Annotated in this window: 19 protein-coding genes; 9 read left to right on the forward strand and 10 right to left on the reverse strand. The window is 60.6% G+C overall.

The annotated features are described in order from the left end of the window. The first annotated feature begins 91 nt into the window (after nt 1-91). The gene (locus ACZZ0K_RS21075) at nt 92-979 is read left to right on the forward strand and encodes a DMT family transporter (RefSeq protein WP_463559310.1); all 888 of its coding nucleotides are present in this window, start codon (nt 92-94) and stop codon (nt 977-979) included. Nucleotides 980-1,075: 96 nt separating this feature from the next. Here the strand turns inward: ACZZ0K_RS21075 and ACZZ0K_RS21080 are convergent, their stop codons facing one another. Further along, on the reverse strand, nt 1,076-1,954 hold the full coding sequence (locus tag ACZZ0K_RS21080) for an esterase/lipase family protein (protein ID WP_463559311.1): 879 nt from the start codon (nt 1,952-1,954) through the stop codon (nt 1,076-1,078). A 293-nt stretch (nt 1,955-2,247) separates the two neighbouring features. Here ACZZ0K_RS21080 and ACZZ0K_RS21085 point away from each other — a divergent pair, with 293 nt between their 5' ends. Continuing rightward, the gene (locus tag ACZZ0K_RS21085) at nt 2,248-2,778 is read left to right on the forward strand and encodes a ferritin-like domain-containing protein (protein ID WP_463559312.1); all 531 of its coding nucleotides are present in this window, start codon (nt 2,248-2,250) and stop codon (nt 2,776-2,778) included. Nucleotides 2,779-2,879: 101 nt separating this feature from the next. Here ACZZ0K_RS21085 and ACZZ0K_RS21090 read toward each other — a convergent pair whose 3' ends face one another. After that, nucleotides 2,880-4,955 carry an AsmA family protein gene (locus ACZZ0K_RS21090; protein ID WP_463559313.1) on the reverse strand — a complete coding sequence of 692 codons (2,076 nt, stop codon included), beginning with the start codon at nt 4,953-4,955 and terminating at the stop codon, nt 2,880-2,882. A gap of 383 nt (nt 4,956-5,338) precedes the next feature. Between ACZZ0K_RS21090 and ACZZ0K_RS21095 the strand changes: the two genes are divergently transcribed. From ACZZ0K_RS21095 to ACZZ0K_RS21125, 7 genes are all read left to right on the forward strand, one after another. Beyond that, the gene (locus ACZZ0K_RS21095; RefSeq protein WP_065615518.1) at nt 5,339-5,845 is read left to right on the forward strand and encodes a hypothetical protein; all 507 of its coding nucleotides are present in this window, start codon (nt 5,339-5,341) and stop codon (nt 5,843-5,845) included. Between the two features lie 154 nt (nt 5,846-5,999). Continuing rightward, the gene (locus ACZZ0K_RS21100; RefSeq protein WP_056787610.1) at nt 6,000-6,632 is read left to right on the forward strand and encodes a TetR family transcriptional regulator; all 633 of its coding nucleotides are present in this window, start codon (nt 6,000-6,002) and stop codon (nt 6,630-6,632) included. A gap of 299 nt (nt 6,633-6,931) precedes the next feature. Beyond that, nucleotides 6,932-7,432: an urease accessory protein UreE gene (ureE, locus tag ACZZ0K_RS21105; RefSeq protein ID WP_252883090.1), complete on the forward strand. Its 501-nt coding sequence runs from the start codon at nt 6,932-6,934 to the stop codon at nt 7,430-7,432. Further along, entirely contained in the window at nt 7,429-8,103 is a 675-nt protein-coding gene (locus ACZZ0K_RS21110) for an urease accessory protein UreF (RefSeq protein ID WP_463559314.1), read from the forward strand. Before ureE ends, ACZZ0K_RS21110 begins: the two co-directional genes overlap by 4 nt. Nucleotides 8,104-8,126: 23 nt before the next feature. Further along, entirely contained in the window at nt 8,127-8,741 is a 615-nt protein-coding gene (gene ureG, locus ACZZ0K_RS21115; RefSeq protein ID WP_016771910.1) for an urease accessory protein UreG, read from the forward strand. A gap of 27 nt (nt 8,742-8,768) precedes the next feature. After that, entirely contained in the window at nt 8,769-9,341 is a 573-nt protein-coding gene (locus ACZZ0K_RS21120; protein ID WP_125917516.1) for a HupE/UreJ family protein, read from the forward strand. A 197-nt stretch (nt 9,342-9,538) separates the two neighbouring features. Then, entirely contained in the window at nt 9,539-10,672 is a 1,134-nt protein-coding gene (locus tag ACZZ0K_RS21125) for an AGE family epimerase/isomerase (protein WP_463559315.1), read from the forward strand. Nucleotides 10,673-10,767: 95 nt separating this feature from the next. Here ACZZ0K_RS21125 and ACZZ0K_RS21130 read toward each other — a convergent pair whose 3' ends face one another. The 8 genes from ACZZ0K_RS21130 to amaB form a co-directional block, all read right to left on the reverse strand. Then, nucleotides 10,768-11,532: an SDR family oxidoreductase gene (locus ACZZ0K_RS21130; RefSeq protein ID WP_016771914.1), complete on the reverse strand. Its 765-nt coding sequence runs from the start codon at nt 11,530-11,532 to the stop codon at nt 10,768-10,770. A 745-nt stretch (nt 11,533-12,277) separates the two neighbouring features. Beyond that, nucleotides 12,278-12,994, reverse strand: a complete 717-nt coding sequence (locus tag ACZZ0K_RS21135; RefSeq protein WP_016771915.1) for an ABC transporter ATP-binding protein — start codon at nt 12,992-12,994, stop codon at nt 12,278-12,280. Continuing rightward, nucleotides 12,991-13,863, reverse strand: a complete 873-nt coding sequence (locus tag ACZZ0K_RS21140; RefSeq protein WP_041480710.1) for an ABC transporter ATP-binding protein — start codon at nt 13,861-13,863, stop codon at nt 12,991-12,993. The genes ACZZ0K_RS21135 and ACZZ0K_RS21140 overlap by 4 nt, the downstream gene beginning before the upstream one ends. Next, nucleotides 13,860-15,161 carry a high-affinity branched-chain amino acid ABC transporter permease LivM gene (gene livM / locus ACZZ0K_RS21145; protein ID WP_024011385.1) on the reverse strand — a complete coding sequence of 434 codons (1,302 nt, stop codon included), beginning with the start codon at nt 15,159-15,161 and terminating at the stop codon, nt 13,860-13,862. The genes ACZZ0K_RS21140 and livM overlap by 4 nt, the downstream gene beginning before the upstream one ends. A 3-nt stretch (nt 15,162-15,164) precedes the next feature. After that, on the reverse strand, nt 15,165-16,079 hold the full coding sequence (locus tag ACZZ0K_RS21150; protein ID WP_041480712.1) for an ABC transporter permease subunit: 915 nt from the start codon (nt 16,077-16,079) through the stop codon (nt 15,165-15,167). 241 nt (nt 16,080-16,320) lie between these two features. After that, complete coding sequence (locus ACZZ0K_RS21155) at nt 16,321-17,454, reverse strand: ABC transporter substrate-binding protein (protein ID WP_041480713.1); 1,134 nt, start codon at nt 17,452-17,454, stop codon at nt 16,321-16,323. Between the two features lie 367 nt (nt 17,455-17,821). Beyond that, nucleotides 17,822-19,105 (reverse strand): L-pipecolate oxidase, encoded by a 1,284-nt coding sequence (gene amaA, locus ACZZ0K_RS21160; RefSeq protein WP_150741654.1) that lies wholly within the window; start codon nt 19,103-19,105, stop codon nt 17,822-17,824. 90 nt (nt 19,106-19,195) lie between these two features. Next, nucleotides 19,196-20,686: an L-piperidine-6-carboxylate dehydrogenase gene (amaB, locus tag ACZZ0K_RS21165; RefSeq protein ID WP_463559316.1), complete on the reverse strand. Its 1,491-nt coding sequence runs from the start codon at nt 20,684-20,686 to the stop codon at nt 19,196-19,198. Nucleotides 20,687-20,822: the final 136 nt, after the last annotated feature.

Genomic DNA, 20,822 nt, shown 5'->3' on the forward strand with positions numbered 1-20,822 from the left:
CCGGATGCAGAGGCAGGTTGTCTGGATCGCAGTATAGGCCTGCATCCAGACAGGCGATAATCGCCCTTCATCAACGTTCTGGTTTTGTCCCATGCAATACGCGTTTCCCCTGCTGGCGATTTTCATCTGGGCCGGCAACACCGTGATCAACAAACTGGCGGTCGGGGCGATCTTCCCGGCCGAGATCGGTTTCTATCGCTGGCTGCTGGCCGGCGTGCTGTTCACGCCATTCATGCTGAAGAAAGTCATCGCCCACTGGCCGCAGATTCGGCCGAACCTGAGGCGGATTTTCGTCCTCGGCGTGCTCGGTATGGCGGTGTATCAGAGCCTCGCCTATTTCGCCGCAACACTGACCACCGCGACCAACATGGGCATCATCCTGTCGCTGATGCCATTGATGTCGCTGGCCATGGCGATCATCAGCCTCGGCCAGCGCCTGACGACTGGTGCGCTGGTCGGTGCGGTGCTGTCGTTCGCTGGCGTGCTGGTGGTGGTGTCATCCGGCAGCCTCGGAGCGCTGCTGCAACACGGGGTCAATCTGGGCGATGCGATGATGCTGATCGCCACGCTGGCCTACGCGGTTTACAGCACGCTGCTGAAAAAGTGGCAACTGCGCCTGCCGCCGCTGGTCCTGCTGTACTTGCAGGTGCTGGTGGCGATTGTGGTGTTGTTTCCGTTGTTCGCTGTTTCGCCGAAGACCGGTTTGAATCTGCAGAACGTGCCGCTGGTGCTCTATGCATGCCTGCTGGCTTCGATGGTCGCGCCGCTGGCGTGGATGCAAGCGGTGCAGCGGCTGGGACCGAGCCGGACGACGTTGTTCTTCAATCTGCTGCCGCTGATTACCGCGTTGATCGCAGCGCTGGTGCTGAAGGAACAGTTAGCGATGTATCACCTGGTGGGCGGTTTGCTGACCTTGGGTGGGGTGGTTTTGTCGGAGCGCTGGACCACCGTTTTGGGCCGCCGGGTCAGCGTTGCCTGATAAGACTCCTTCGCGAGCAGGCTCACTCCCACATTGAAATGCAGACACCTGTGGGAGCGAGCCTGCTCGCGAAGAACGATGACGCGGTCTGTTTGGCTATAACCCTGCAGCCTCCAGCCGCGCCGCATGCTCGACAAACAGCCTTACCGGATCCGCGCCCTTGCCCACCAGGCCCAGCGACTGATTGACGATGTCGAAATGATCCAGCGGATAGTCATCACCGATCACCGTGCCCAGATGCGAGCTGTAACGGCCGACCATGCCATCGCAATGCCCCGGCTCACGGACGAAGGTCTTGGCAAACAAGCGACAACTTCGGTTGGTGCCGTCAAAAAGATTGCCGCCACGATCGGTCTTGCCCGGTTGCAGCGTCCCTGACCAAGAGTAATAGCGCACACCGTTGACCTCTTCCGGCCCCTGGCCGCCCCAGACTTCCGGCAGCCCTTGTGGATAACGCTGATTGAATATTGCAACGCCCGCCGTGGTCAGCGATTGGTGGGAACCGTGGATATCCACCGGCAGTTTCGGCCCGTGATAACCCGTGTCGAGCAATGCCATGACCCAGCCGATCAAGCGCAGCAACGCTTCGAGCAAGCGGCCCTTGGCACTGCTACCGGGATAGTGCTTTTCCAGATAATCAGCCAGCTCGGAACCATGATTCGGACCGGCCACCGAAGTCACCGAGGCCACCAGATCCGGACGCTTCGCTGCCGCATACCGTGCGGTCAACGCGCCTTGGCTGTGACCGAACAGATTGACCTTCGGCGCCCCGCTCTCGCGCAGGATTTCCTCGATCCGCGCCAGCAATTGCTCGCCGCGCACTTCCGTGGAGTTGAGTGGCGAGACCTGCACCGCGACCACCGTCGCACCACCACGGCGCAAGGCCTTGATTATGCCGAACCAATACGGATAAAGCACCAGCCGGACAAAGCCGAGCATGCCCGGCACCAGCACCAGTGGATAACGTGTCGACATGGGGTACATCCTTGTGCGCGGTGAGTGGATGCCAGACCTGCAAGACGCCCGCCAAGCATCCAACGTGACGATGACAACTGAACGATGAGCCTACTTCAGCCCGCCACGATCCGCTCCACCGAAACCGGATTGACCAGCGCCAGGCCCTCCCGACATAGCAGTCTTCAACAGTTCCTGCAGCGCGTCCGGCGTAAATCGCATAAAACTTTTCGCTTCGCTCAAGACTCACACCCTGAGTAGCGACCGCGTCTTCAGAACGTGGCGCCTATCGGATTAGCCTCCAGGAGAATGAAATGAGTGACGTGCATTTGTCTGATGTTCAAACCCTGCGCGAGCGCGCGCGGCAACACGTGGAAAACGGCGCGGTCACCGAGGGTTACAACGCCAACCGTGAAGAAATACTGCGTTTGCTCAATGAGTCGCTGGCCACCGAGCTGGTGTGCACCTTGCGCTACAAGCGCCACTACTTCATGGCCAACGGCCTGAAAGCCAACGTCGCCGCCGACGAATTCCTCGAACACGCCAACCAGGAAGCCGAGCACGCCGATCGCCTCGCCGAACGCATTGTGCAACTGGGCGGTGAGCCTGAGTTCAACCCTGACCTGCTGAGCAAGATGTCCCACGCGCAATACGTGGCTGGCAATACGCTCAAGGAAATGGTTTACGAAGATCTGGTGGCCGAGCGCATTGCTATCGACAGCTATCGCGAAATCATCCAGTACATCGGTGAAAAAGACCCGACCACCCGCCGCATCTTCGAAGACATCCTCGCCCAGGAAGAAGAACACGCCGACGACATGGCGGATATCCTCAACGATCTGTAACCCTTAACAGCAAAAGATCGCAGCCTTCAGCAGCACCTACAGGGGGAACGCATTCCAAATGTAGGAGCTGCCGAAGGCTGCGATCTTTTGATCTGCCCTGCTTACTTGCTGGGTTTAACGGTCACCGGCGCCTTGCCCTGCTTCATCTGCTCCAGCAACGGTGCACATTGATTCGGCTCGCCACCGCTCGGCGCCACCAGTGCCAGCAACCCCGCCGCCGGTGCGGCAATCACGCCCAGCGCAACCATCCCCGCCCCGCGCAGCATCAACGGTACGGCTTTGACGCCGGCATCCGGTTTGATGAACTTGCCGCGCACATACAGCGGCGAGCGCAGCGAGATCAGACGCCAGCCTTTGGATTCCGGGGTCACGGTCAGATCGAGTTGTTCGGTGGCCATGTTCGCCGTGCCATCGATGTAGATGATTGCGTTCTCGGTATCGAAGACAAACAGCCGTGTGGTCGCCAGGCCGGTCTTGATGTCGAAGTCCGCCGCCGCGCAGTTGATCTTCACTTCCTTGTCGCCAAAGATCTTGCCGACCACGTAGTTACCGACGTTGAGCCCGGCCAGCTCCATCAACTCACGGCTGATTGCACCGTCGTTGATCAGCATCTTCAGATTACCGTTGGCACCACCGAGCAGCTTGGCCACGGAGTTGCCCCGGCCACTGATGTCGGCATCGCCATTGAGCTCACCGAAACTGGTTTTCATCGGTTCGAAGGTCGGGAACAGCTCTTTGAGTTTGAATTTGCGTGCGGTCAAACGCGCCCGGCCTTCCAGCGGCTCGGTGCGGCCATTGAGGCGAATCAGCGCATCCAGCGTGCCGCCGGCGACACCAAAGCGCAGCGGTTCCAGGCTGAGCTCGCCGTCGTTGAGTTTCAGATGGGTATAGAGGTCGTTGAACGGCAGCTTCTCGCTGTGGACGATGCGTTTGCCGGTGAACTCGACATCGGCGTCCATCGCCCGCCAGCGATCGGTTTTGAATTCTTCGACCGGCAGGACTTTGTCTGCTGGCTGCTTGCTCGCGCCGCCACGGGCCTTTTGCTCGGTGTTGGAATCGGCACCGATCAACGGCGCAAGGTCGGCGAACAGCAGTTGATTGGAGAGCAACGCACCCGTGAGTTTCGGCCGTGGCTGGCTGGCCACGTAGGTGAGGTCGCCGTGGATGTCACTGTCGCCGATCTTGCCGTTGAATTTTTCATAAGTGAATTTCGCCCCGGCCTCGTCATGCAGCTTGGCGATCAGGTGGCCGTCGGTGGAATACGGTGGGGTGTCCGGCAGCGTCACGCCGGTCAGCGGGTAAAGATTGCCGAGGCTGTCGCCAGCGAGCTTCAGGCGCAGATCAAGGGCGCCGAGATTCAGCGGGTCAGTCAAGGTGCCGGCCAGTTCGATACGGGTGTCGCCAATCTTCGCCTGGGCCTGCAACGGGAACGGCTTGCTCGCGTCCTGCAACGCCAGCAACCCGCCGATCTTGCCCAGCCCGGTGAGGTTCTGCCCGTGGTACTGGCCTTTGACCTTGAGTGCAAAGGCATAGTCCTGCGGTGCGCCGCCCTTGTCCTGAGCGGTTTTCGCCGCTTTGTCGCCGACAATCTCGCTGAAGGGAATCGGCTTGCCGAGCGGGTCGATCAGCACATCGAGGTTGGTCTTCAAGGTCTGGTCGTCGAGGGTCACGTGGCCCTTGTCGAAACCGATCGCGCCGATATCGACCACCCAGCTCGACGGCTCGGCGTTCGGGTCCTTGGGATCGAATTTGAACGTCCAGTTGGCGCGGCCATCGGCCAGACGTTGCAGCTCGGCATTCGGCTCGGTCAGGTCGATGCGCGGAATCACCACGCGCTGGGCCAGCAGGGCCAGCGGCGAAATGCGCAGTTCAACGCGTTTGAGCGTGACCATCTGCGCCTGCTTCGACCAGTCCGGGTTGCCCAAGCTCAAGTCCTCGGCGACCACGTGCGGCCACGGCACCCAGGCACGCCAGCCGCCTTCTTCCGGCTCGCGCTGCCAGATCACCGCGAGGTTGCCATTGATGGCAAACGCCCGGTGCAGTTCTTCCGAGACTTTGGCGTTGATCGTCGGTTTGATCCGGTTCCAGTCGAAGAACACGATGATCAGAATCAAGGCTGCCAGCAGCAGCACGAGGATGGCGAAGGTCCAGCTGAAGATTTTTCCAGTGCGCGTCATGCACAAAGCTCCTGATCACGACCGCACGCCGATTACCCGACGCACAGCTGAAACGGCAGACCGAAGCGGCCCCTATGCAGTCTGTGACTGGCGAAAGGCCCGCAGGTTTAATCGAAAGGCAGTTTAAGCCATAAAAAGCCCGGCAAAACTGACCGATCGGTCGAGCAGTGTTACCGCGACCCGCACTTTTGGGAGGCACGAGTGAGTCGAAAATACCCACGAAGGTGCAAAACCGTCGCCCGCAAAGGCCCGATCTAGAGCCTTCGCGCTGAACAATCAATTCTGTTGATTATTACCATTGCGTTTATGAACTTTTATATCGACTTATCGAGAGTAGCATTGCCCTCGTACCCACTTTATCGCCCTCCCAAGGAGCCACTATCATGAAACGCCAATTACTGCTCAGCCTTACCCTGTCGATGCTAGCCAGCACTGCTTTCGCCCTGCCCGCTGCCGATCAGGCCACTCCGCAAATCAAATCGAGCCACTCGGTGTTTAGCCAGACCGTAGCTTCCGACGGTTCCGAGCGCACTCCACAGGGTCAGACCCTGGCTGAAAACGGCCGCAACCGCCTCGAAGAAAAAGGCCTGGTTCAAGACGGCTCGGATCGCACCCCTCAAGGCCAGGCCCTGGCTGAAAACGGTCGCAATCGCCTTGAAGAAAAAGGCCTGGTTCAGGATGGTTCGGATCGCACACCACAAGGTCAGATCCTCGCCTCCGACGGTACCGAGCGCACCCCACAAGGCCAAACCCTCGCATCTGATGGTTCCGAGCGCACTCCACAGGGCCAGACCCTGGCTGATGACGGCTTCGATAAAACCCCACTGGGTCAAGCCCTCGCTGAAGGCGGTGGTGACCGTGTGATCGAACGCAACAGCAAATTGAGCTGAGCCCATGACGGCCCGGCAAAAAAGCCCAATCAGCGGATTGGGCTTTTGACTTTTCAGCTTCTGTAAAACCCTCGCTGCACGACTCCCCGTTCGACGCCGACAAAGCCGATTTGCTAGAGTGCGGCGCTTGTCCTGCCGAAGAACACACCCTGCGATGCTGCCCCGCGCCGAACAGAAACAACAGACCCGCAACGCCCTCATGGACGCTGCCCGCCACCTGATGGAAAGCGGCCGAGGATTCGGCAGCCTGAGCCTGCGCGAAGTGAGCAAGACCGCCGGCATCGTGCCCACCGGTTTCTACCGGCACTTTGCCGATATGGACGAGTTGGGTCTGGTACTGGTCAGCGAAGTCGGCCAGACCTTCCGCGAGACCATCCGCCTGGTGCGGCACAATGAATTCGTCATGGGCGGCATCATCGACGCTTCGGTGCGCATCTTCCTTGATGTGGTCAACGCCAACCGCTCGCAATTCCTGTTTCTCGCCCGCGAACAATACGGCGGCTCGCTGCCGGTACGCCAGGCGATCGGACGCCTGCGGGAGAACATCAGCGCCGACCTCGCGGCGGACCTGGCGCTGATGCCCAAGCTGCAACATCTGGACATCGCCGGTCTGAGCGTGATCGCCGACCTGATCGTCAAATCGGTGTTCGCCACCCTCCCCGACATCATCGACCCGCCCGCCGAGGCCTTGCCGGAGCATCTGACGCCGCAGGCGAAGATCACCCAGCAACTGCGCTTCATTTTTATCGGCCTCAAGCACTGGCAAGGGCTGGGCAGTACCGAGTAATCCCTTCTCCATCTGACACAGCGCAAAGCCCCTGTGGGAGCGAGCCTGCTCGCGAAAGCGCTGGATCAGCTGAATACATCTGTCTGACACGGCGCATTCGCGAGCAGGCTCGCTCCCACATTGAACATCCGCCACAGCCTCGCTTTGGTGCATGACAAATCCTTCATGCACCAAAACCTTCCAGAATCGCCGCGCCTGTTGAAATATCAGGCACGTGCCGACAGCTATTTCCTACAGATCGCCCGATTGGCGCGGCCCTTGCTCTAGCCCAATCAACGTTCATTGCTGGAAGCTTTCCGATGCTGGTGATTCATCGCAGAATCGACCCTCAACCCGTCTGGGCCGCCGAGCTGCACCTGACCTTCGAAGCGCGCAGCAAAAGCCGTTTGCGCTGTTTCAGTGCCGAACGCGAAGACGTCGGGTTGTTTTTGGAGCGCGGCCAGCCACCGCTGTATGACGGCGAATGCCTGCAGGCTGAAGACGGCCGTGTGGTCCGCGTCTGCGCCCGCCCCGAACAACTGCTCCATGTCACGTGCGCCAATGCGTTCGAACTGACCCGCGCGGCCTATCACCTCGGCAACCGCCATGTCGCCCTGCAAGTCGGCGATGGCTGGCTACGCCTGCTCGACGATTACGTACTCAAGGCGATGCTCGAACAGCTCGGCGCACAGGTCGAGGCTATCGAAGCGCCGTTCCAGCCGGAGCACGGCGCTTACGGCGGCGGCCATCATCATTCCCGGCACGGTGACGAAGACTTCAACTACGCGCCGAAACTCCATCAGTTCGGCGTGCGCCTGTGAATCCGGCCTGGGCGCTGCTGCGTCTGGCCAGTCCGCAATTGCCGATTGGCGGCTACAGCTATTCCCAGGGTCTGGAAATGGCGGTGGATAATGGCCGGGTCCACAACCCGGACGGAGCCCGCCGCTGGATCAGCGATCAACTGCTGCTCAATCTCGCGCGCTTCGAAGCGCCCCTGCTGTTGGCGCATTGCCAGGTCGCAGCAGATGAAAACTGGGCCGAACTACGGCAGCTCTGCGAGAGCCACCGCGCCAGTCGCGAAACCCGTGAGCTGCATCTAGAGAGCCGGCAAATGGGCTACTCCCTGCAGCAGTTGTTGAACGGTTTGCCGGAACTCGACGCGCCCGCCCGCGACTTTCTTGACCAGACCACAGAACCGCATCTGGCCCTGTGCTGGGCACTGGCGGCACGCGCCTGGGGCATCACCCCGCAGGACGCTCTTGCCGCGTGGCTGTGGAGCTGGCTGGAAAACCAGCTCGCCGTGTTGATGAAAACCCTGCCGCTGGGCCAGCAAGCCGCCCAGCGCCTGACCAGCGAACTGCTGCCGCTGCTGCAACAGGTGCAGCACGATGCAACCCGTATCAATCCCGAACACATCGGCAGCGCCGCTTTCGGCCTGTCCCTGGCGTGCATGGCCCATGAGCGCCAGTACAGCCGTCTCTTCCGCTCTTAGGGCTGTTTATTTTGGAGAATGAAATGGATACACAACCTCTGCGTGTCGGCATCGGCGGCCCGGTCGGTTCCGGCAAAACCGCGCTGACCCTGGCCCTGTGCCTGGCCCTGCGCGAGCGTTACAACCTCGCCGTGGTCACCAACGACATCTACACCCGCGAAGACGCCGATTTCCTGGTGCGCAACGAAGCCCTCGCGCCGGAGCGGATCATCGGCGTGGAAACCGGCGGCTGCCCGCACACGGCGATCCGCGAAGACGCCTCGATCAACCTCGAGGCGGTCGATCAACTGAACCGGCGTTTTCCCGGGCTGGATCTGATTCTGGTGGAATCCGGCGGCGACAACCTCTCGGCGACCTTCAGCCCGGAGCTGTCGGATCTGACCATCTACGTGATCGACGTCTCCGCCGGCGACAAGCTGCCGCGCAAGGGCGGCCCGGGGATCTGCAAGTCCGACCTGCTGGTGATCAACAAGATCGACCTCGCGCCACTGGTGGGCGCCTCGCTGGAAATGATGGACAGCGACACCAAACGCATGCGCAACGGCAAGCCGTTCGTGTTCAGCAACCAGAAAACCGGTCAGGGCCTTGAAGAAATCATCGCCTTCATCGAACGCCAGGGCCTGCTGACCGCCGCCTGATCCACTTATCAACAAGGAAGCTTATCCATGACACTCAAACGCATTCTTGGCGCTCTGGCGCTGCTGCTGACACCGGCACTGGCCTTCGCGCACCCTGGGCATGGCGACAGCGGCCTCATCGCGGGCATCAGCCACCCGATCGGCGGGCTCGACCACTTGCTGGCAATGCTCGCCGTCGGTTTGTGGGCGGCGCAGCAACAAGGCGCGGCGCGCTGGGCGCTGCCGTGCACGTTTGTCGGCACCATGCTGCTGGGCGGCCTGCTCGGTTTTGAAGGGCTGGAGTTGCCGGCGCTGGAAAGCGGGATTGCCGCCTCGGTCTTGGCGCTGGGCCTGGCCGTGGCACTGGCGGTGCGCCCGCCGCTGGTGATGGCGGTGGCAGCGACGGCGCTGTTTGCGCTGTTCCATGGCGTGGCGCATGGGCTGGAGCTGCCGGAAATGAGCAGCCCGTGGGCGTATGCGGCCGGGTTTGTCGCGGCGACAGCGGTTTTGCATGCGCTCGGTTATGGCGTGGTGCGAGTTCTTCCGCAGGCAGCGGCGCCGCTGGTGCGGTTGGCGGGTGCGGCTTCGGCGGCGACTGGGGTCTGGTTGCTGGCAGGCTAATCTCTATCGCCTGAGCCGGCCTCATCGCTGGCAAGCCAGCTCCCACAGGTTATTGGGTAAGTCCACAATTGTGTGAACACTCAATTTCCTTGTGGGAGCTGGCTTGCCAGCGATGACGGCCGATCAGACACCAAACCTTTAAAGGCTGCCTCTCTGCTACCATGTCGCGCAATCGCCCCAGCCCGTGACGCCCGCCCATGCCCCACGCTTCCCGCTCCACCGCCCTGCCCGAATTGACCGCCCTGTTTGGCCAAGTGCAGCAGCACTTCCTCGACGTGATCGTGCCGCTGTGGCAAGGCCCGGGCTGGAATGCCGACATGGCGTTGCCGTACGAGGCGCTGGACGCTACACACCAGCCGTTGCCAGTGCAGCGCTATCGGGCGATGGCCTGCGCACGGCAGCTGTATCTGTTCTCCAGCCTGATCGGGGTTGTGGATAACGCCGAAGTCCGCGCCGCCGCGTTGTTCCGTTCGCTGCAACGGCATTTCCATGATGCCGAGCACGGCGGCTGGTTCTACAGCATCGATGCGCAAGGCAAGCCGCTGGACCAGCGCAAGGATCTCTACACCCACGCCTTCATCCTGTTCGCCTGCGCGCATTACTGGGACAAGTCCCGGGATTCGCTGGCCGAGTCGACATTGAACGCCGCGCTGGAAATCATCGGCCGCCGATTCGCCACCGGCGACGGTTTGTACGAAGCCTGCCTTGAGCGTGACTGGCTCACCCTGCAAACCGGGCCACTGCAAAATCCACTGATGCATCTGGCCGAAGCCTTTCTGGCCACCCTGGCGGTGCGCGAAGACCCGCAAACGCAGAAGGCCCTGCTTGAGTTATGCACAGCCATGCACAAGCAGTTCGTCGATCCGCAATACGGCGTGTTGATGGAGAAGCCGCTGGGTGCTGTGGATAACTGGTACGAGCCGGGGCACCAGTTCGAATGGTATTTCCTGCTCGAATCGTCGGCGCTGTTGCGCGATTCGAAACTGCACCGGGCGCTGGATCGGGCATTTGCCCTCACCGAGCAGTACGGCGTGCTGGAGTCCTGCTGCGCGGTGCGGGCGATGCTTGATCTGGAAAGCAATGGACGGCCAAGGGATTCGACCCAACGGATCTGGGCTCAAGCCGAATACCTGCGCGCGCTGACCTTGCGGGCGGACAGCGAAGCGGTGGTGCTGCGCCAGTTGCAGGCGTTGCAGCAGCGGTTTCTGCATGCCGGCGGCTGGCATGAGTGTCGCGATGAGAATGGAGAGGTCAGCCGCAAGGACATGCCTTCGACCACGCCTTATCATTTGGCGACTTGCTACCACGGCTTGGCTGCGTATCTTCGCTGACCGAACAATTGCTATCGCGAGCAGGCTCGCTCCCACATCTTGGAATGCATTCTCCTGTGGGAGCGAGCCTGCTCGCGAATGGCCTCAGCGCGGTATCAAGCCTTGTTACGCTCGATGGCAAACCCGGCCCAGGTCTGGCTCACCGGCATCAGCTCCAGGCTGTTGATGTTAATGTGCGCCGGGGTGTTCATCACCCAGAAAATCGTCTCGGCGATGTCCTGCGGCTGGATCGGCTCGGCGCCGGCGTAAGTGGCGTTGTAGCGTTCCTGGTCACCGGCAAAACGTACCAGCGAGAACTCGCTTTCACACAGGCCGGGTTCGATGTTGCTGACCCGCACGCCAGTACCTTGCAGGTCGCAACGCAGGTTCAGCGAGAACTGTTTGACGAAGGCTTTGCTCGCGCCGTACACGTGGCTGCCCGGGTACGGGTAGTTACCGGCGATGGAACCGAGGTTGACGATACCGGCGCCACGGCCGTGGGCAATCAGCCGTGGCAGCAGCAGGCGAGTGGCGTACATCAGGCCTTTGACGTTGGTGTCGACCATGGTGTCCCAGTCATCCAGATCGCACTTGGGCGCCGGATCGACGCCGAGCGCCAGGCCGGCGTTGTTGATCAGGCCACGGAGTTTGGCGAACGACGGCGGCAGGTTGGCGATAGCCTCCTCCATCGCTTTGCGATCGCGCACATCGAGAACCAGACCATGCACTTCGGTCTGCTTCGACAGTTCGGCGCACAGGGCATTGAGGCGTTCTTCACGACGGCCGGTCAGTACCAGCTTCCAGCCAGCCTCGGCAAAACGCCGGGCACAGGCTTCACCAAAACCGGACGTCGCGCCGGTGATAAACAGGGTGTCGGACATCGTGTTCTCCTTGCTTCGGCCGCCACGGCAGCCCTTGGAATAGAAAATCAGCAGGCAGCATGCCCGCCCTCGCGAATACGGGCAACACTTGCCAGCTGTACAAAAATCAACCAAGTGCGCCAAGACCTTAGCCTGCGTGGCCTGCAGCCATGTGCACGCATGTTATCCACAATCTGCTCCACAGTTTCCGGGGGCAAGTTCAAACGTGCAAAGCCGCGCCACACAAGGCTTTGCGGGCGAAATGGAAAGTTTTTTGCTTGACCGTGAGGCGGGGGATGTGCGGGACAGGGCATTTTGCACGACGGACGGTGTCACCGGGTGATTGCGCGAGGCCAGCAATTACGGCGCTCCGCGAGGTCTTTCCAGAGTTTAGTCACAGACTTATCCACAGGCTTGCGCACAGGGAATTGCCATGTCTCTGCCCCCCAGAAAAAGGTTGACAACGACGCCGCGCGCTCCAGCAAAAATGCCTGATCAAAAAACAATCACAAGCCTGGAGGCCCCGGATTACAAGGCCTGCAACCATATACACCCACGTTATTCACAGCCAGTTCCACAGTAACCGGGGACAAGTCAAAACTGTGGAAAAACAGCCATTTGCAGCGTCTATATGTCGCGCTTTGGCAGCTTGGGGAATTTGTTTTCCACAATTTCGGGAATTAGCCAATTTACCTGTGGTGGATTCCAAAAAATAAAAAAGCCCCGGGACTCTCGTCGCCGGGGCTGTGTACAACCGCGAGAAGAATCAGTGCCCGCCCAGATAGGCGTTACGCACCTCCTCATTCACCAAAAGCTCTTTGCCGGTGCCGGTCAGACGGATTTCGCCGTTGACCATCACATATGCCCGGTCCGACAGCTTCAGCGCATGGTTGGCGTTCTGCTCGACGAGGAAAATCGTCATCCCGGTTTTTGCCAACTCACGCAGCGTGGCGAAGATCTGCTTCACCACGATCGGCGCCAGACCCAGGCTCGGTTCATCGAGCAGCAACAGCTTCGGCCGGCTCATCAGCGCACGGGCGATGGCGAGCATCTGCTGTTCACCGCCAGACATGGTCATCGCCCGCTGATTGCGTCGCTCCTCAAGCCGTGGAAACAGCTCGAACATGCGCTGCATGTCTTCTTTGGCGTACTTGTCGCCAATCGGGATGGTGCCCATCAGCAGGTTTTCCTCGACGGTCATGTCGGGGAAAACCCGCCGCCCTTCCGGCGACTGCGCGATACCGTTGGAGGCGATGTAGTGCGAGGACTTCTGCGTGATGTCGACGCCCTGATAGAGAATCTGCCCGCCCGCCGCTCTCGGCTGGCCGAAGATCGACATCAGCAAGGTCGACTTGCCGGCGCCGTTTGAGCCGATCAGGCTGACGGTCTCGCCTTCGTTGATTTGCAGGGAAACGCCTTTGAGCGCCTGAATCGGGCCGTAGAACACGTCCAGATTGCGCAGTTCGAGGATCGGTTGGCTCATACCAGCTCCTCTTCGTCGGCGCCCAGGTAAGCCGCAATCACTTTTGGATCATTGCGGATCGCTTCCGGCCCGCCTTCGGCGATGACGATGCCGTGGTCGAGAACCACGATGTGATCGGAAATGCTCATGACCATGCCCATGTCGTGTTCGATCAGCACCACGGTCAGATCGTGCTCGTCGCGCAGCAGCCGGATCATCGCGCTGAGCGCTTCGGTTTCCTGAGGATTGAGGCCGGCGGCCGGTTCGTCGAGGCAGATGATCTGCGGCCGCGTGCACATGGCCCGGGCAATTTCCAGACGCCGTTGTTGGCCGTACGAGAGCTCACCGGCCAGACGGTTGGCGCAGTCCACCAGATCGACCACTTCGAGCCAGTAGAACGCGACATCCAGCGCATCGCTCTCGGCCTTGCGATAGCCCTTGGTGTTGAGGATGCCGGCGAGCATGTTGCGGTTGACCCACATGTGCTGCGCCACCAGCAGGTTTTCCAGCACCGACATTTCCTTGAACAGGCGAATGTTCTGGAACGTACGGGCGAGACCGGCACGGTTCACCAGGTGAGTACCGCCAAACATTTTGTAGTACATGCGGCTGAGGAAGGATTTCGGCGAGACGAAATCGGTCGCTTTGAACGACTCGCCCAGCAACTGGATGACGTTGGTCTGCTGGCCGCGCACGTTGAGTTCGATCTTGCCGCCCGTGGCCTTATAGAAACCGGTCAGGCAGTTGAACACCGTGGTCTTGCCAGCACCGTTGGGGCCGATCAGGGCGAAGATCGAATTGCGTTTGACCTTCAGGCTGACATCGCTCAAAGCCTTGATGCCACCGAAATGCATCATCAGTTTTTCAACAGAGAGTACGACTTCACTCATGGCGCAGTCCTCTCGTAGTGAATGGCACCTTTGCGTGGTTTGACCCCGGTGCGGCTGATGCGGATCAACCCGCGTGGTCGCCAGATCATCATCAACACCATCAGGATGCCGAACAGCAGCACGCGGTATTCAGCGAAGCCGCGCAGCAGTTCCGGGGCGACGGTGAGCACGAATGCGGCGATGACCACGCCGATGGTCGAGCCCATGCCGCCGAGCACGACGATGGCGAGGATCAGCGCCGATTCGAAGAAGGTGAACGAGGTCGGGTTGACGAAGCCTTGATAGGTGGCGAAGAACACCCCGGCCAGACCCGCCGTCGACGCACCGATGGTGAACGCCGAGAGCTTGACCAGTACGTGGTTGAGGCCCATCGAGCGGCAGGCGATTTCATCTTCGCGCAGGGCTTCCCAGGCGCGACCGACCGGCATCTTCACCAGCCGATGCTTGACGTACAACACCGCCAGCACCACCAGGAAAAGCACCGCGTAGATGAAGTAATACTTCACGTCCGGGTTGTAGGTCAGGCCGAAGAACTCATGAAACGGCACCCCGCCATCCTTCGCCCGCTTGCCGAACTCCAGACCGAAGAACGTCGGCAATGGCGCCGGCATGCCGTTCGGGCCGCCGGTCAGGGACAGCCAGTTGTTCAGCACCAGACGAATGATTTCACCAAAACCCAGGGTCACGATCGCCAGATAGTCACCGTGCAGACGCAACACCGGGAAACCGAGAATGCAGCCAGCCAGGCCTGCGGTGATTGCCGCCAGCGGCAGCACGGTCCAGAAACCCAGACCCAGATATTGATAACCCAATGCCAGACCGTAGGCGCCGATGGCGTAGAACGCCACGTAACCGAGATCGAGCAGCCCGGCCAGACCGACCACAATGTTCAGCCCCAGCCCCAGCAGCACGTAGATCAAACCAAGGATGACCACGCCCAGCAGATAGGAGTTGGAGACAAACGGCACGATGATCGCCAGCACAATGATCAGCGGAATGATCCAGCGCAGCCGCGATTTGTAGTCCGCCGGCAGCACGTGCACGCCGGAACCGGTGCTCTCGAACCCGTCGAGGATCTTCAGGCCCTTGGGGGTTTGCAGGAACAGGCTGAGGGCAAAGCGACCGGCCATGACGATGGCAATGATCCACGCCACACGGGTTGCTTCGAGGTTGAAGCTGTAGCCGTCGAGGACCACGCCGACAATCGGCCCGAACACGATCAGCGCAATCAGGCCGGCAAGAATCGCCTCGACCAGACTTTTTTTGATATCGATGGATTTTTCAGTGGTTGCAGACATCGCTTACACCTTCGACACAAGAGGACGGCCCAACAGGCCCTGCGGCCGGAAGACCAGTACGAGGACGAGCAGCGAGAAACTGAACACGTCTTTGTAGTCGGAGTTGACCAGACCGGAGAACAGCGACTCGGAGATGCCGAGGATGATCCCGCCGAGCATCGCGCCGGGCAGTGAACCGATGCCGCCCAGCACCGCTGCGGTGAACGCCTTGATGCCGATGATGAAGCCGGCATAGAAGTCGAACGTGCCGTAGTTCATGGTGATCAGCACACCGGCCAGTGCCGCCATGGCTGCACCGATGATGAACACGTAGGAAATCACCCGGTCGGTGTTGATCCCCAGGATCGAGGCCATCTTGCGGTCTTGCTGGGTCGCACGGCACATGCGGCCGAGCTTGGTGTATTTGATGATGTAGGTCAGCAGCCCCATGCCGACAAACGCGGCGATCAGGATGAAGACTTTGGTGTAGGTCAGTTGCACGAAGCCGGTGCCGACTTCAACACGCCAGGCACCGGTCAGCAGCGTAGGCACGCCCTGTTGTTTGGCGCCCTGGGCGATCTGTGCGTAGTTCTGCAAAATCAGCGAAATACCGATAGCGCTGATCAGCGGCGCCAGGCGGGTCGAGTTACGCAGGGGTTTGTAGGCAACACGCTCGATGACCCAGCCATATACCGCCGTGACGACGATGGTGAAGATCAGCGTACCGAGCATCAGCAGCGGGAAGGATTCGATACCGAAGTAAGCCAGCAGAGCCAGACTGATTGCCGCCAGGTAAGCGGAAATCATGTAAACCTCGCCGTGGGCGAAGTTGATCATGCCGATGATGCCGTAGACCATTGTGTAGCCGATGGCGATCAGGCCATAGACCGACCCGAGGGTCAGGCCATTGACCAGTTGCTGCAGGAAAATACCATCCATAACGCAATCTCACGCAGTGAGAACCTGCGCGCCCATGACGCGCGGTTCTTCTAGGAAAAATACAGATGTACGTCGGAGCAATGTCGGAGCGTGATCAGCCCGATCGCCACTGAATCCTGTGGGAGCTGGCTTGCCAGCGATAGCGGTGGATCAGCCAACTCGTGTGTCGATTGACCTGACGCCATCGCGGGCAAGCCCGCTCCCACAGGGTTTCAAGTGAGCCGAGTGATCGCTTCAGCCCTTACTTCTGCTTTTCCAGCTGGTGGTATTTGCCGTCCTTGTCCCACTGGTAAACCACGTAGTCGGAGACTTTCAGGTCGCCTTTGGCGTCCCAGGTCTTCTCGCCCATCACGGTTTTCACCGGGTTGGCTTTCAGCCACTTGGCAGCGGCTTCGCCGTCGTTTTTCTTCGCGCCATTGAACGCTGCCGCCAGGGTCTGAACCGAGGCATAGGCGTACAGGGTGTAGCCTTCAGGCTCGGTGCCGGCCTTGCGGAACGCGTCCACTACGGTCTTGCTTTCCGGCAACAGGCGCGGGTCGGCGCCGAAGGTCATCAGCACGCCATCGGTGAATTGCGGGCCGCCAGCGGTGGTCACCAGTTCGTCGGTCACGATGCCGTCGTCGGACATGAACTTGACGTCTTTCAGACCTTGTTCACGCAGCTGACGAACCAGCGGACCGGCTTCCGGGTGCAGGCCGCCGAAATAGACGACATCGGCGCCGGCGCCACGGATCTTGGTGACGATGGTGCTGAAGTCTTTCTCGCCACGGGTCAGGCCTTCGTACAGCACAGGCTTGACGCCGCGTTTTTCCAGCTGAGCCTTGGTGGCGTCAGCCAGGCCTTGGCCGTAGGTGTCCTTGTCGTGCAGCACAACGACTTTCTTGCCCTTGAGCATGTCGACGATGTAGTCGCCGGCAACGATGCCTTGCTGGTCGTCACGTCCGCACATACGGAACATGGCGCTGAGGCCGCGTTCGGTCACTTGCGGGTTGGTCGAGCCCGGAGTGATCGCGATGATCCCGGCTTCGTCGTAGATTTCCGACGCTGGAATGGTCGAAGAGGAGCAGAAGTGACCGACCACGCCGGCGACTTTCTGGTTGGTCAGGTCCTTGGCGACCGTCACTGCCTGCTTCGGTTCGCAGGCGTCGTCGCCTTTGACCAGGACGATTTTTTCCCCGTTGACGCCACCCGCCGCGTTGACCGCATCGGCCGCCGCCTGTGCACCCTTCATGTACTGCTCGCCGAATGCCGCGTTGGCACCGGTCATAGGACCCGCTACACCGATCTTGATATCAGCTTGAGCAAACGCAGAAACACCCAGCGCAGTAGCGACTGCGAGGGCCAGAAAGCCTTTCTTGTAAAACGTCTGGGACATGAGGTGGTGCTCCAAGGTTTTTTTAGTTGGCACTGCGACTTCACTTCACTCAAAGCTCAGAGCAAGGCCCGTGCCATCGGTTTTTTATTCTTCAAAAAGTCGCTGCATTGTTGTTATTTCGACTGTTTCGGTCCCATTTTCATTGGGCGTGCAACCGTCTAAACCGCGGAAGGTGAAACCATTTGTTTTTTCAGGCGCAACCCGCACGCGCCATCATTGCAACCGCAGCGACAAACGACGTGCAACCAGCCTGTAACAGCCCGCGTCACCGAACTGCACACTGCTGGTGCGGGACTGCTACAACCCGCACCATTACAGGCTAGTCGCTGGATGCAAAAGCGCCGCTTGCGGCAACAAATTTCAACACTCAAATAACGATGCGCAGGCACTGGCCCGCGTGATACAGGGAAAACCCGGCCTCGTACAGGCAACTGCGCAAGCCCACACCGGCCAGGGGCTGCATCGGTGCGAAGGGAATCGGCAGTGCCTGCGGATCGCCGTTGCACAGGTAATCGGCGAAAGCTTTGCCGACTACCGTGCCGGTGGTGACGCCGCGACCGTTATAACCGGTGACGGCCACCAGTCCCGGCGCCGGCTCGAACAGACGCATCAGGTGATCAGGTGTAAACGCAATGCGCCCGGTCCAGGTGCACTGCCACTCGACCGGCTTCAGATTGGGGAAGTAATGCTGCTGCACCCGATCGGCCCAGGCTTTGAGAAACCAGGTCGGTTTCTGGTTGCCATTGCCGAGGCTGCCTAGCAACAGGCGCCCGTCCTTGTCACGGCGGATGCTGCTCAATACCTGACGGGTGTCCCACGAGCCCTGCCCGCCCGGGAGAATTTCTTGCGCAGCGTCTTCGGTAAGTGGCACCGAGGCGACCTGGTAGTAATAGCCGGGAAAGAAATTGCGCTTGAGCTCGGTCCAGTCGCCTTCGGTATAGGCATTGGAGGCGATGACCACTTGTTCAGCGAGTACCGAACCCTGGGCGGTTTGCACCGACCAGTTCTGCCCGATGCGCTCGAGGCGAGTCACCGGCGAATGATCGAACATCTGCCCGCCAAGCCCGCGCACGGCATTGGCCAGCCCGGTGACATAGGCCATCGGATTGAGCGTGCCGGCGCGGCGGTCAAGCAACGCGGCGGCGATTTTCTGCGTGCCGGTGGCTTGCTCGCAGGCCTTGCCGGTGAGCAGTTCGACCGGCGCGCCACGACGTTTCCATTGCTGCTCGCGACTGCGCAAATCCGCCTCGCCCTTGGCGTTATGTGCCATGTGCAAAGTGCCTTCGCGGCGCAACTGGCAATCGATGTTGTATTTATCCACAAGGCTGAACACCAGCGCCGGCGCTGCACCAAGCATGCGGTTGAGCTGACTGCCGACCGCCTCGCCGAACCCGGCTTCGATCTCGTCCGGAGGAATCCACATGCCGGCGTTGACCAGCCCGACATTGCGCCCGGAGCCACCGTGCCCTGCGCGATGCGCTTCCAGCACGCAGACGCTTTTGCCTTTTTCCAACAGATGCAGCGCCGCCGACAACCCGGTGAACCCGGCGCCGATCACGCAGACATCGACCTTGACCTCGCCACTGAGCGCGGCGTTATCCGGGCGTTGTGGCGTGAGCGTTTCCCACAGACATTCTTCGCGTAACGGCATTGCCAAGCTCCTGTCGGAGCAGCCGCAAGCCACAAGCTACAAGCCGCAAGCCGGTCTGCTTGACGCTTGTAGCTTGAAGCTTGTAGCTGCTTAATCGAATGTAATGCCCTGCGCCAACGGCAATTCCAGCGAGTAGTTGACGGTATTGGTCTGCCGCCGCATGTACGCGCGCCAGGCATCGGAGCCGGACTCACGGCCGCCGCCGGTTTCTTTCTCGCCACCAAACGCGCCGCCGATTTCCGCGCCGCTCGGGCCGATGTTGACGTTGGCGATGCCGCAGTCACTGCCGACCGCCGACATGAACCGCTCGGCCTCACGCACATCGGTGGTGAAGATGCACGATGACAAGCCTTGCGGCACGGCGTTGTTCAGGCGCAGCGCTTCCTCGAAATCGCTGTAGCCGACCACGTAGAGAATCGGCGCGAAGGTTTCGCTGCAGACCACATCGCTCTGCTCGGGCATTTCCACGATGGCCGGCGACACGTAATAAGCATTGGGGAATTGCTCTTCCAGTTGGCGCTTGCCACCGAACACCCGGCCGCCTTCGCTCAGCGCCTGTTCCAGCGCATCCTGCATGTTTTCGAAGCTGTGCTTGTCGATCAGCGGGCCGACCAGATTGCCTTGCAGCGGATGGCCGATGCGTACTTTCGAATAGGCAGCCTTGAGGCGGGTGACGATTTCTTCCTTGACCGACTCATGGGCAATCAGACGGCGCAAAGTCGTGCAGCGTTGCCCAGCGGTGCCGACGGCGCTGAACAGAATCGCGCGCACTGCCATGTCCAGATCGGCGCTCGGGCCGAGGATCATCGCGTTGTTGCCACCCAGTTCAAGAATGCTGCGGGCGAAACGCGCGGCGACTTTCGGCGCCACTTCGCGGCCCATGCGCGTGCTGCCGGTGGCGCTGATCAGCGCAACACGCGGATCATCGACCAGCGCTTCGCCGGCATCGCGACCGCCGATCACCACCTGGCACAGGCTCGCCGGGGCATCGCTGAAATTCTTCACTACGCGATCAAACAGCGCCTGACAGGCCAGCGCGGTCAGCGGGGTTTTCTCTGATGGCTTCCACACCACCGGGTTGCCGCAGACCAGCGCCAGGGTGGTGTTCCACGCCCACACTGCGACCGGGAAGTTGAACGCGCTGATGACGCCGACCACGCCGAGCGGATGCCAGGTTTCACGCATATGGTGGCCCGGGCGCTCGGAGGCGATGGTCAGACCGTACAACTGGCGCGACAGGCCGACGGCGAAGTCGCAGATGTCGATCATCTCCTGTACTTCACCCAGGCCTTCCTGAGTGATCTTGCCAGCCTCCCACGACACCAGCTCGCCGAGATCGGCCTTGTACTCGCGCAACACTTCGCCGAACTGACGCACCAGCTCACCGCGACGCGGTGCCGGCACCTGGCGCCATTGCTCGAATGCATGATCTGCGCGACTGATGTGCTGCTCGACTTCGGCAGCGCCCTCCCAGTTCACCGAGGCAATTTCACCGCCATCGATGGGCGAATGCACCGGCACCTTGCCGTTCTGGTACAGGGCCGGGTTGACTCCCAGACGATCAAGCAATGCGGCTACCATCGGTCTCTCCTCAAGCAAAAACAGAATGTGTGCGGCCATCCTTTGCATGGCCGGGCAGGCCTTTAGTTGTAGCCTCACTGCGGCGATGCAACAAACGACCTTTACGCCAGATATCATTCCGTTTATTCATGCTGCC

This window comes from Pseudomonas sp. AC255, assembly GCF_979258175.1.